Annotated in this window: 8 protein-coding genes and 1 pseudogene; 2 read left to right on the forward strand and 7 right to left on the reverse strand. The window is 71.7% G+C overall.

The window, feature by feature from the left end; all coding sequences use genetic code 11:
- Positions 1-43 precede the first annotated feature (43 nt).
- The 7 genes from H0524_RS12525 to ppdK all read right to left on the reverse strand — a co-directional run bounded on the left by H0524_RS12525 (position 44) and on the right by ppdK (position 10,454).
- Positions 44-976, reverse strand: a complete 933-nt coding sequence (locus H0524_RS12525; protein WP_180198806.1) for an ABC transporter ATP-binding protein — start codon at positions 974-976, stop codon at positions 44-46.
- Between the two features lie 106 nt (positions 977-1,082).
- Positions 1,083-1,619 (reverse strand): hypothetical protein, encoded by a 537-nt coding sequence (locus H0524_RS12530; protein ID WP_180198807.1) that lies wholly within the window; start codon positions 1,617-1,619, stop codon positions 1,083-1,085.
- A gap of 49 nt (positions 1,620-1,668) precedes the next feature.
- Positions 1,669-3,624 (reverse strand): DNA primase, encoded by a 1,956-nt coding sequence (dnaG, locus tag H0524_RS12535; protein ID WP_180198817.1) that lies wholly within the window; start codon positions 3,622-3,624, stop codon positions 1,669-1,671.
- A 130-nt stretch (positions 3,625-3,754) separates the two neighbouring features.
- Positions 3,755-5,410 (reverse strand): BCCT family transporter, encoded by a 1,656-nt coding sequence (locus H0524_RS12540; RefSeq protein ID WP_180198808.1) that lies wholly within the window; start codon positions 5,408-5,410, stop codon positions 3,755-3,757.
- Between the two features lie 92 nt (positions 5,411-5,502).
- Complete coding sequence (locus tag H0524_RS12545; RefSeq protein WP_180198809.1) at positions 5,503-6,336, reverse strand: siderophore-interacting protein; 834 nt, start codon at positions 6,334-6,336, stop codon at positions 5,503-5,505.
- A gap of 19 nt (positions 6,337-6,355) precedes the next feature.
- Positions 6,356-7,612, reverse strand: a complete 1,257-nt coding sequence (locus H0524_RS12550) for a deoxyguanosinetriphosphate triphosphohydrolase (protein WP_180198810.1) — start codon at positions 7,610-7,612, stop codon at positions 6,356-6,358.
- A 109-nt stretch (positions 7,613-7,721) separates the two neighbouring features.
- Positions 7,722-10,454, reverse strand: coding sequence for a pyruvate, phosphate dikinase (gene ppdK, locus H0524_RS12555; protein WP_180198811.1), 2,733 nt, complete (start codon positions 10,452-10,454; stop codon positions 7,722-7,724).
- Positions 10,455-10,758: 304 nt separating this feature from the next.
- On the opposite strand from ppdK, the gene H0524_RS12560 reads away from it, so the two are divergent.
- On the forward strand, positions 10,759-12,369 hold the full coding sequence (locus H0524_RS12560; protein ID WP_180198812.1) for a beta-N-acetylhexosaminidase: 1,611 nt from the start codon (positions 10,759-10,761) through the stop codon (positions 12,367-12,369).
- Positions 12,370-12,793: 424 nt separating this feature from the next.
- A pseudogene (locus H0524_RS12565) lies at positions 12,794-12,922 on the forward strand (phytochelatin synthase); the annotation flags it as partial.

Consider the following 12,922-nt stretch of genomic DNA (forward strand, 5'->3'; position numbering starts at 1 on the left):
TCCCCATCCACCCGGGCCCCTTCCGGCCCGGCTCCTCGCGGCCTCAGTCGATCAGAGTGCGGCCGGTGAGGTGCAGAAAGACATCCTCCAGGCCGCTACGCCGCACCAGCACATTGATCGGGTGCAGGCCGAGCGCGGTCACCTCGGCCACCGCCGCGTCGCCGTCGGGCACGTAGAGCAGGACCCGGTCGGGCAGCACCTCGACCCGTTCGCCGAGCTGGTCGAGCTTGCTGGCGAACGGCTCCTGCGACTCGCCCGCGAAGCGCAGCTCGACCACCTCGCGGGTGGAGTGTTGCTCGATCAGCACCCGGGGGGAGCCTTCGGCGACGATCCGCCCACCGTCCATCACCACCAGCCGGTCGCAGAGCTGCTCGGCCTCGTCCATGTAGTGCGTGGTGAGCACCAGCGTGACACCCTGCTGCTTGAGCTGGAACAGCCGCTCCCAGACCAGGTGCCGGGCCTGCGGGTCAAGGCCGGTTGTCGGCTCGTCCAGGAGCACGATCTCGGGCTCGTTGACGAGCGCCCGGGCGATGGTGAGCCGTCGCTTCATGCCGCCGGAGAGCGGCTCCACCTTGCTGTCGGCCCGCTCGGTGAGCTGCACGAAATCGAGCAGCTCGGCGGCGCGCAGCCGGGCCACCCGGCGGGCGATGCCGAAGTAGCGGGCGTAGGTGATCAGATTTTCCCGGACGGTCAGCTCCGGGTCGAGCGTGTCGAGCTGGGGGCAGACACCGAGGCGGGCCCGGATCGCCGGCCCGTCCCGCACCGGATCCATGCCGAGGATGCGCAGCTCGCCGCCGCTGGGCGGCGAGACACAACCGATCATGCGCATGGTGGACGACTTGCCGGCGCCGTTGGGCCCGAGGAAGCCGAAGGCCTCCCCAGCCCGGACCGCAACGTCGATGGCGTCGACCGCGGTGAAGCCGCCGAACCGCTTCACCAGCCCCCGCGCCTGGATGAGTGGTTGAGCCGTGGTCACCCCCTGACCCTAGCCACCCGGTCCGACACTCCTCACCGGGTTTTCGCCCAGCCGACCGGATCCAAACCGCTGCGGTCGGCCACGCCCGCCACCCTTGGCCGCGTTCTCACACCTCCGGGGCGGTGGTCGCGACGCGGGCCGCGGCGACCATACGCTCGGTCTCCGCACGGACCGCGGGATCGTCGACGGGGGTGCCCGGCTCGTACCGGACGGTCCAGGTCAGCCCGTCAACGCCCGGGACCCGCCGGGCGACCACCCGGCCCTCGCCGCCGGGCACCGAGTACGCCTCGGTGTACGCGACCGAGCGGGTCACCCGTTCCCGCACCTGGTGCGGCAGCTCTCCCGGATCCGGCAACGGGTAGGTCTCGGTGGGGCGGTCGGCCACCACCAGATAGCCGTCCCGCTCGACCACGGGCTCGGCGGCGGTGACCACCAGCTCCTGCCCGGACCAGACCGCCCGGAGGATGTCGTGCCAGCCCAGTCGTTCCGCCCGCCCGGGTAGCCAGAGCCCGAGGTTGGTGGCGACCAGTACGCTGCCCTCCGCGCAACCACCGGCGGCGGCCCAGGCGAGCACCCGTTCCCCGGCGACGAGCGGTGGACGGTCTGCCGGCGACAGTTTCGGCCGGCGGCGGAACAACCCCATCTAGCACCCTCCCACGGCTACCGGCCCCCGCACCTGCCGGCGGTCGGCCTCACAGCCCGCCCGCGGCCTGCTCACGCAGCGCCCGGGCATGTTGTTCGAGGGACAGCAGTTCGCCGAAGGCGGCGAAGTACTCGTCCTTGTTGCTGACCGGATTCATCCGCTGAATTCTCGACTTGAGCTCCCGGATCCGGCCGGTCACCGCCCCCCACTGGAGGCGGGCCATCGTCACCGACACATAGCGCGGATCGAGCTCCCCGTCGATGCGCAACGGCTCCACCGCCAGCTCACCGACGAGCGCCTGGGCGGCGAGGTCCGCACAGGCGTGGCGGACCGACTCGATCCAGACCGCACCGCTGGTGGCCGCCGCCGCTCCCCCGGCCGCCGCCACCGCCGCCCGGACCGCGACATGCAGCGGATGGCGGTACTCCGTGGCCTCCACGGCGTCGAACATCGGCCCGGCGAGCACCGGCGCCTGAAGGGCCAGCTTCAGCGCCTCCCGCTCCACCGCCGCCTGTGGGCTCTCCGCCGGTGGCTGCGGCGGTGCCGGGGCCCCGCCGGGCGCGGTGTTGGCCCTACCGGACGCGGTGTTGGCCCTACCGGACGCGGTGTTGGCCCTACCGGACGCGGTGTTGGCCTTGTCGGGGGCGTGGGCGGCAGCCAGCACGGCCCGCTGGACCGGCTCGATCTCCATGCCGAGGTCCCCGGCGAGCTTGCGGACGTACTCTGGGCGCTTTTCCCGGTCTTTGATCTTGGCGACCAGCGGGGCCGCCCGGCGCATCGCCTCCACCCGACCGTCGACGGTGTCGAGGTCGTGCCGGCCGATCACGTGCCGCAGCGCGAAGTCGACCAGCGGTTCACGGCGCGCGACCAGGTCCCGAACGGCCAGCTCCCCCTTGGCCAGCCGCAGCTCACAGGGGTCCATGCCGTCCGGGCTGACCGCGATGAAGGTACGCCCGACGAAGCGCTGATCGTCGTCGAAGGCACGCAGCGCCGCCTTCTGCCCGGCCGCGTCCCCGTCGAAGGTGAAGATGATCTCCCCTGCCACGGCGTCGGTGTCCAGCAGCAGCCGGCGCAGCACCCCGATGTGGTCGCCGCCGAAAGCGGTGCCACAGGTCGCCACCGCGGTCGGCACCCCGGCCAGATGACAGGCCATCACGTCGGTGTAGCCCTCGACCACGACCACCTTGCCCTGCTTGGCGATCTCCCGCTTGGCCTGGTCGATGCCGTAGAGGACATGGGACTTCTTGTAGATCGGCGTCTCGGGGGTGTTCAGGTATTTCGGGCTGTCGTCGTCGTCAAAGAGCTTGCGGGCGCCGAAGCCGACGACGTCGCCGGCCAGATCCCGAATGGGCCAGAGCAGCCGGCGCCGGAACCGGTCGATCAGGCTGCCCGACCGGGCCGGCCGGGACAGCCCGGCGGTGACCAGCTCGTCGTGACTGAAACCCTGCTGGCGCAGGTGACGGGTCAACAGGTCCCACCCGTCGGGCGCGAAGCCGCAGGCATACCGCTCGGCGGCGGCCTTGTCGAAGCCGCGTTGGGCGAGAAACTCGCGGGCCGGCCGGGCTCCGGCGGTGGTCAGCTGCGCCTGGTAGAACTCGACCGCGGCGGCGTGCGCGGCGATCAGCCGCTGCTTCTGCCCCTGCTGCGGCCGGGCCCGGGGGGTGGTGTGGTCGTTGGCCACGTAACGGAGTTGCAGGCCGGCACGGCCGGCCAACCGCTCGACGGACTCGACGAAGCTGAGGTGCTCCGCATCCATCAGGAACTTGATGGCGTCCCCGCCCGCGCCACAGCCGAAGCAATACCAGACGTTACGAGCCGGCGACACGTTGAAGGACGGGCTCTTCTCGTCGTGGAACGGACAGAGCCCCTTGAGGTTGCCACCACCGGCGGACCGCAGGGTGACCGTCTCGGAGATGATCTCCGAGATCGAGGTGCGCTCGCGGACCAACGCGATGTCCTCGTCCCGGATCCGCCCCGTCATCTCCGCCACCTCCTCGCCGTACATCCTGCCCTGTGCGACCGACGTCCCGGTGGCCGGGGGACGCGGGGCCCGGTGGCCGGGGGACGCGGGCACGGTGACCACCACCGAATCCCCGCCGCGGGACCCGCGGCGGGGAGACCAGGATGCTCGGGGACTACTCCTCCTCTTCCTTGTCCCCGTGGGCGCGGCGGTCCTGTGCCCTGGCCGAGCGGGCGTGGCGGCCCTCCTCCCTGGTCGAGCGGGCGCGGTCGAGGGCCTCGGCCAGCCCGTGCTGCTGGGGCGGGCGGGCCCGCACCGCCGGATCTTCGAGCAGCTCCTTGACCAGCGACACGGCGAGGCCGAGCATCACCACCACGAACGGCAACGCCACCATGATCGTCGCCTGTTGGAGCGCGCTCAGCCCGCCGGCCAGCAGCAGCACCGCAGCGGTTCCACCGATGAGTACGCCCCAGATGATGACGATCACCTGGCGCGGGCGCAGGGCGCCTCGGGAGGTCAGCGACGCGAGCACGAGGGAGGCGGAGTCGGCGCTGGTGACGAAGTAGAGCGTCACCAGCACCATGGCCAGCACGCTGGCCACCACACCCAGCGGCAGCGCCTCGAGCAGCCCGAAGAGCGCATTCTCGGTGCCGGCCGCGGTCTCGGCGACCAGGTCCGCGGCGCCGGTGGCCTGTACCCGCAGCGCGCTGCCGCCCAGCACCGCGAACCAGACCACACTGGCACCGCTGGGCACCAACAGCACGCCGATCAGGAACTGACGCACCGTACGGCCACGGGAGATACGGGCGATGAAGGTCCCGACGAACGGCGCCCAGGAGATCCACCACGCCCAGTAGAAGATTGTCCAGGAGCCCAACCAGGACGACTCGGAGAAGGCCCCGGTTCGGGTCGACATGAAGATCAGGTTGCTGAGGTAGTCGCCGATCGAGGCGGGCAGCACATCAAGGATGTAGACGGTCGGGCCGACCACGAAGACGAAGACCATCAGCAACACCGCCAGCACCACGTTGGTGGTGGACAGCCACTTGATGCCCCGGTGCAGGCCGGAGAAGGCCGAGACGACGAAGGCCAGGGTCAACGCCGCGATCACGACCAGTTCCACCGCCCTGCTGCTGGGAATCCCGGCGACCCGGTCCAGGCCGGCGGTGACCTGGAGCGCGCCGAGACCGAGGCTGGTCGCCGAGCCGAAGACCGTGGCGAAGACCGACAGCAGGTCGATCACCCGCCCGACCGTGCCGTCGGCCTGGGAGCCGAGCACCGGGCGAAACACCGCCGAGATCCGGTTCTCCCGCCCCTTGCGGAAGGTCGAGTACGCCAGGGCGAGCGCCACCACCGCGTAGATCGCCCAGGGGTGCAGCGTCCAGTGGAAGAGGGTGAACTGCATGGCGACCGAGGCGGCGGCGCCGGTCTCCGGTTCGGCTCCGCTGGCCGGCGGCGGCGAGGCGTAGTGCTGGATCGGCTCGGCCACGGCGAAGAAGACCAGGCCGATCCCCATGCCGGCGCTGAACATCATGGCGACCCAGGCCAGGGTGGTGAACTCCGGCCGCTCGGTCTCGGCCCCCAGCCGGATGGTGCCGAACCGGGAGAACGCCAGCACGAAGGTCAGCACCAGGAAGACGTTCGCCGCGACGACGAACAACCAGCCGAACGTGGTGATGACCCAACTCAGCCCGGACCCACCGACATTGGAGACCGAGTCGGGTGCCAGGACGCCCCAGACCACGACGGCCAACACGACGCCCACGGCGAGGCCCAACAGCGGGCGGTCCACGCTCCCGCTCTCGGGCCGCCGCCCAGCCGCCTCGCCCATGTTCGCCCCTTCCGCTGCCCGCCGGTCCACCGATGCCCCTCTGTCATCCTGTGGGTGACGGGGGTGGCGCCGGGGCGAAATGGGAACAATCGTCAGGTTGGGGTGGCGGCGGACTCCTCGGCCTCGACCTGACGGTTCCACTCCGCCTTGCTGGCCCGCCAACCCTCGTCGTCCACGCCGCGACGCCAGTAGCCGGAGATGGAGAGCCGCTCGCGCGGAACCCCCCGCTCGCCCCGCAGCAGCCGGCGCAGCTCCCGGGCGGAGGTCGCCTCACCGTGTACGAAGGCGTGCACCCCGGGTGGGAAGTCCAGCGCCCGGACCGCCTCGACCAGCGCCGCACCCACCGGCCGGTCCCCCCGGTGCAGCCAGGTCAGCCGCACCTGCCCCGGGCTGGGCAGCGGCTGCTCCTCGGCCGGTCCACTGGTCTCGACCAGGACGGTGGCCGGCGCCCCGACAGGTAGCCGTTCCAGGGCGACGGCGATGGCCGGCAGGGCGCTCTCGTCGCCGACCAGCAGGTGCCAGTCGGCGTCGGGGCTCGGGGCGTACGCCCCACCCGGGCCGATGAAGTGCACCGGGTCACCGGGGCGCAACGCCGCGGCCCACGGCCCGGCCAGCCCTTCGTCGCCGTGGTACACCACGTCCACGGTCAGCTCACCGGCGTGGGCGTCGAAGGCCCGTACGGTGTAGGCGCGCAGCCGTGGCCACTGTGCGGCCGGCAGGTCCCGACGGATCACGGCCAGGTCGATCGGCTCCGGGTAGACCGCCCCGGGCACCGGGAAGAGAATCTTGATGTAGTGGTCGGTGAACTCGCCGACCGGTAGTCCGGCCAGTTCGTCGCCGCCGAGGACCAGCCGAACGACGTGCGGGGTGGGCCGTCCGATCCGGACGACACGGGTGGACGTGACCTTCTTCGGGCGATCCGTCATGCTGTTAGGTTAACCTAAGTCAGCCGGCCCCGACGGCGCCGGTCGGACCACCACAGAGCCGGGCATGCCGCTGTACCGCCGCCGGATCCGTCAACGACGCCACCTGATCGACCACCACCCGCAGCCGGGCCGCATCGTCTCCGGCAGCCCGCCACAGCGGGGCGAACACCGCGTCCAACGCGTCGGGGGCCCGGTCGGCCAAGCCCGCTACCAGGCCGGCGAGGAGCTGCCGTTGCCGCTCGTGCCGGGCGGCGGAGCCGGGGCGACGCAGCACGTACCGCAGGGCGATGCCCTTGAGCAGGGCGCACCGGGCCCGGACCTCGCGCGGCACGACCAGATCGGCGGCGTACCGCCGGTGCGGACCGGGCCCGAACCGCCGCCGGGTGGCCGCCACCGCGGCGGCGACGAAGCGACCGGTCAGTACGCTGGTGGTCGCCTTCAGCGCGGCCTGCGCCCGATGACTCCCGTCGTAGTCGACCAGCGCCGCGAGCAGCGGGTCGGCAAGCAGATCGACCAGCACCTCAGCGAGGTCGGACGGGGACTCGTTGGAGTAGGCCGCCGCGACATCGGCACCCAGCGCCGCCCGCTCGTCGGCGTCGGCCAACAGCGGACGCAGCGTCACGTACCCGCCGTGGATGCCGTCCTCGACGTCGTGCACCGAGTACGCGACGTCGTCGGCCCAGTCCATCACCTGCGCCTCCAGGCACCGCTGCCCGGCTGGCACGTCGGCGCGCAACCACTCGAAGACCGGGCGATCGTCGGCGTACACGCCGAACTTGCGCTCTCCCGGCCGGCGCGGCCACGGATACTTACTGACCGCGTCGAGGGTGGCCCGGGTGAGGTTCAGCCCGGCGGAGGCGCCGTCCGGGCCGATCACCTTCGCCTCCAGGCGGGTGAGCACGCGCAGCGTCTGCGCGTTGCCCTCGAAGCCGCCGCAGGTCGTGGCGAGGGTGTCCAGGGCCGCCTCGCCGTTGTGCCCGAACGGCGGGTGCCCAAGGTCGTGGGCGAGCCCGGCGGTGTCCACCACGTCGGGGTCGCAGCCGAGCCGGCTGCCCATCTCGCGGGCGACCTGGGCGACCTCCAGCGAGTGCGTCAACCGGGTGCGGAGGAAGTCGTCGGTGCCGGCCGTGTGCACCTGGGTCTTGGCGGCAAGCCGCCGGAAGGCCGCCGAGTGCAGCACCCGGGCACGGTCCCGCTCGAACGCCGACCGGCCCTGCCCGGTGTCCTTCGCGGGCTCGCCCACCCACCGCCGCTGGTCCGGGCCGACCGGATTCATGCCGCCAGGTTAGCCCGCCGGACGGTGACCGGCGGGCGGTGGGCGTAGCCACGGTGGGTGGTGACCACCGGACGGCGGGCGGCGACCGGCCGCACCACCGCCCGGCCCATCAGCGGCTGTCCGATCCGGCGGTCTCCACGGCCGCCCGCCCCGCCTCCAACCGGGCGACCGGCACCCGGAACGGTGAGCACGAGACGTAGTCCAGCCCAACCTCGTGGAAGAAGTGCACCGAGTCGGGGTCGCCGCCGTGCTCGCCGCAGACGCCGAGCTTCAGCCCCGACCGGGCGGCCCGCCCCTCCTCGGCGGCGATCCGCACCAACCGGCCCACCCCGTCCCGGTCGATCGACTCGAACGGCGAGATGCCGAAGATACCCAGCTCGAGATAGCGCCAGAAGAAGGCACCCTCCACGTCGTCGCGGGAGAAGCCCCACGCCATCTGGGTCAGGTCGTTGGTGCCGAAGGAGAAGAACTGCGCCGCCTCGGCGATCTCGCCGGCGGTCAACGCCGCCCGCGGCACCTCGATCATCGTGCCGATCAACACCTCGACACCGCTGCCGCCGACCACCTCGTCGATGATCTTCTCGGCCTCGGTGCGTACCGTCTCCAACTCCTGCACCGCGCCGACCAGCGGGACCATGATCTCCGGGAAGGCCGACCCACCGGACTCGGTGACCGCGACGGCGGCCTCCGTAATCGCGCGGACCTGCATGGCGAAGAGGCCGGGAATGACCAGGCCGAGCCGGACCCCACGCAGGCCGAGCATCGGGTTCTCCTCGTGCATCCGCCGGACGGCGGCCAGCAACGCCTCCTCCCGGGCCGCGGCCTCGCCCCGCTCCTGGGCCACCGCCACGTTGACCGCGAGTTGCTCCAGCGGGGGCAGGAACTCGTGCAGCGGCGGGTCGATCAGGCGCACCGTGACCGGCAGCCCGTCCATCTCGCGGAAAATCTCGATGAAGTCCGCCCGTTGCAACGGCAGCAACGCGGCCAGCGCCTGCTCCCGGTCGGCGTCGGTGGACGCGAGGATGAGCCGCTCGACCAGTTCCCGCCGGTCACCGAGGAACATGTGCTCGGTGCGGCACAGGCCGATCCCCTGGGCGCCGAAGCGCCGAGCCCGCGCCGCGTCCGCCCTGGTGTCCGCGTTCGTCCGCACGGCCAACCGCCGCCGGTCGTCGGCGTGGATCATGATCCGGTGTACGGCCCGCACCAGTACGTCGGCCTGCTCCGGGTCGAGGGTGCCCTCGAAGTACCGCACCACCTCGGACGGCATCACCGGAACCTCGCCCAGGTAGACCTTGCCGGTCGTACCGTCGATCGACACCACGTCGCCTTCGTTGACGGTCTGTCCGGCCACGGTGAACCGCTTCGCCGGGATGTCCACGTCGAGCTTGTCGGCGCCGGAGACACAGGTCTTGCCCATGCCGCGCGCCACCACGGCGGCATGGCTGGTCTTACCGCCCCGCGAGGTGAGGATGCCCTGCGCGGCGATCATGCCGTTGAGGTCGTCCGGGTTGGTCTCCCGGCGGACCAGGATCACCGCCTCGCCCTGGCCGGCCAGCTCCACCGCACGGGCCGAGGTGAAGACCACCTTGCCGACGGCCGCGCCCGGTGAGGCGCCGATGCCGGTGGCGACCGGCTGGAACTCGTGGTCCAGGTTGAAGCGCGGGAACATCAGCTGGGCGAGCTGGGCACCGTTGACCCGGTGCAGCGCCTCGTCCAGGTCGATGAGGCCCTCGTCCACGAGCTGCCCGGCGATGTTGAACGCGGCGGCGGCGGTGCGCTTACCGACCCGGGTCTGAAGCATCCACAGCTTGCCCCGCTCGATGGTGAACTCGATGTCGCAGAGATCCTTGTAGTGCCGCTCGAGCCGGGCCATGTAGTCGAGCAGTTCGTCGTAGGACTTCTTGTCGATCCGCTCCAGCTCCTGCAGCGGCACGGTGTTGCGGATCCCGGAGACGACATCCTCGCCCTGCGCGTTGGCCAGGTAGTCCCCGTAGATGCCCTGGGTCCCGCTGGCCGGGTCGCGGGTGAAGGCGACACCGGTCCCCGAGTCCGTACCGAGGTTGCCGAAGACCATGGCGACCACGTTCACCGCGGTGCCCGCCTCGGCGGGCAGTCGCTCCTGGCGGCGGTAGATCACCGCCCGCTCGGCGTTCCACGACTCGAAGACCGCCCGGATCGCGAGGTCCAGCTGCTCCCGCGGCTCCTGCGGGAAGTCCCGGCCGGTGTGCCGACGGAAGATCTTCTTGTAGGTGTCGACCAGTGCCCGGAGGTCGTCGGCGGTCAGGTCCAGGTCCAGGTCGCTGCCCTTGGCCCGCTTGGCGTCGTCGAGGGCGTGCTCGAAGTCCTCCCCCGGCACCGCGCAGACGGTCTTGCCGAACATCTGGATCAGGCGACGGTAGGAGTCCCACGCGAACCGGTCGCTGTCGCTGGCGGAGTCGGAGCCCGCCGAGCCGCCGGCCTGTCGGGCCAGCCCCACGACGCTGCGGTCGTTGAGGCCGACGTTGAGAACGGTCTCCATCATGCCCGGCATCGAGAACTTGGCGCCGGAGCGCACCGAGACCAGCAGCGGATCCTCCGGATCACCGAGGGTTCGACCCATCGCCTGTTCCAGGGCGTCGAGGTGGGAACCGACCTGATCGGCGAGGCCGGCCGGCTCGCTGCCGGTGGCGAGGTACGCCTGACACGCCGAGGTGGTGATCGTGAAGCCGGGCGGCACCGGCAGGCCGAGGTTGGTCATCTCGGCCAGGTTGGCGCCCTTGCCGCCGAGAAGCTCCTTCTGGTCCTTGTTTCCCTCGGCGAAGTCATAGACGTACTTGTGATCGACTGTCTCCTGCGCTGCCACCAGAGCCTCCCACGTACGCCGAATGTGTCACTTGACGAAGGTTTCAGCTGCCACCGGGCCGGCCCGGCCGCCGGTCCAGGGCCACGCTGCCGATCGTGGGGCGAAGGTTAGGCGAACATCGAACCGCCAGGGACCGTTCGGTGACAATCGGCACAGTCGTCCCCACTTTCCGTGTTCGTACCCGTTGGTGGAAACGCTTCCACGCGCACGATCACGCATCCGCGGTGCCGCCGTACCCTTGATGCAACGCTCCCGGTGAAGCCTTGCCACAACCGCCGCGAATACACCCCCGAAAGGCAGCTCCGTGCACCCCACCCCCACCCCCACCACCTCGCCGCAGCAGCCGGAACACCGGCCCGCCCCCGCGCCGGTCCGGCTGGGCGACGTGGTGCCCGCCCCCGAGCAGGTACGCCCGGAGCCCCGCGCCGACTTCACACTGACGGCCGACACCGTGGTACGGGTCAGCCCCGACCCCGCCGCGCGGGCCGTCGCCGAACGCCTCGCCGACCTGCTCCCGCCGGCCACCGGATACCGGCTGCCGGTCACCGAGGCCCCACGCCCCGAGGCAGCCGACGGCATCGCGCTCGTCCTCGCCGAGCAGCCCGAGCTCGGCCCCGAGGGCTACCGACTCGACGTGACGCCGACCGGGGTCCGGATCAGCGCCGCCACCGCGACCGGGCTCCACCACGGCACCCAAACCCTGCGCCAGCTGCTACCGGCCGCGATCGAGAGCAGCACGCCGGTCCGCGCCACCTGGACACTGCCCGGTGGATCGATCCTCGACCGGCCGCGCTTCCCGTACCGGGGCGCCATGCTCGACGTGGCCCGGCACTTCTTCGGGGTTGACGAGGTACTGCGGGTGATCGACCACCTCGCCCGCTACAAGCTCAACCACCTACACCTGCACCTCACCGATGACCAGGGGTGGCGGATCGCGGTCGAGTCCCGACCGCGACTGACCGCGATCGGCGGAAGCACGGCGGTCGGTGGCGCCCCCGGCGGGTGGTACACCCCCGCCGACTACCAGCGGATCCTCGCGTACGCGGCCGAGCGGCACCTCACCGTCGTTCCGGAGATCGACCTGCCGGGGCACACCAACGCCGCGCTGACCGCCTACCCGGAGCTGGCCCCGGCCGGAGCCACACCGGTGCCCTACACCGGCACCGAGGTCGGCTTCAGCTACCTGGACCCCGCCAACACCCAGACGTACGAGTTCGTCGCCGACGTACTGGGGGAGGTCGCCGCCCGCACCCCGGGGCCGTTCCTGCACATCGGCGGAGATGAGGCCTTCAAGGTGAAGGGAGCGGCGTACACCGGATTCGTGGAACGGGCGCAACGCATCGTGGCCAAGCTCGGCAAGACGGTGGTGGGCTGGCACCAGCTGGCTCCGGCCGCCCACGTCGAGGGACGGGTACTTCAGTGGTGGGGCACCGACGGCGTCGACCCGACCACCGCCGACGCGGTCCGCCGGGGCGCCCGACTGATCCTCTCCCCCGGTAACCACGCGTATCTGGACATGAAGTACGCCTCCGACACCCCGATCGGACATGACTGGGCGGGCCTGATCGACGTACGGCGGGCGTACGACTGGGATCCGGCGTCCCAGGTGACGGGCGTGCCGGCGGAGGCGGTGTTGGGGGTGGAGGCCCCGCTCTGGACCGAGTCGGTCACCTCGCTGGCGGAGATCGAGTTCATGCTCCTGCCCCGGCTACCCGCCATCGCGGAGCTGGGCTGGTCACCGCGGGCCACCCACGACTGGGCGGCGTTCCGGACCCGGCTGGCCGGGCAGGGACCCCGCTGGACGACGGCCGGCATCGCCTTCCACCGCTCCGCTGAGGTCCCCTGGCCCGCGGCGACCGCTGCACCCCCGGCGGCGCGGGTCGCGACGTCCGCGCCACGCCCCAGGACGGCATAGGCGGGGCCCCGGGGCGCCCGTGTCACCGATCCGCCGGTCTGGGTCGAACGTCCGGGTTCACCGCATGGCTGCGCCGGTTTCGCCGCATGGCTGCGCCGTTAGATGTCACTGATCGCCCGCTCTGGGCGGCCCGTCGGGTGGCCCGGGTCACATCCGGCGGGGAATCGGCGGTGGGGGCCGGTGGTTATACCTGGCGTAACCATGTGGGGCAGCCGCGAGCGCCCCGCCGAACCGCCGAACCCCCGGTGCTCGCCCGCCGGCGGAATGCCACAGGGCCGGCGTTGGTTACCTCCCCGGGACCGCCCGAGTAGCACCCCCGCCGGGCGGAACCCCCTCTCGAAATTTCTTCTCGAACCACCTCGCCCGACTCCGCTGGCGCGCCCCCTGCGTCCGCGGCACCCCCGAGCGGAAGGCTTCGATCACCATGCGTACCGACATCCTCCGTAAGACCGCCCTGACCGCTGCTGGCCTGATCGCCACCGGTGGCGCCATCGCCGCCCCCGCGACCACCGCCTTCGCCGCCCCCACCGCGCAGCCCACCCCGCAAAGCGAA

The sequence above is a fragment of the Salinispora sp. H7-4 genome (genome assembly GCF_013416675.1).
GTDB classification, from domain to species: Bacteria; Actinomycetota; Actinomycetes; order Mycobacteriales; family Micromonosporaceae; genus Micromonospora; species Micromonospora vitiensis.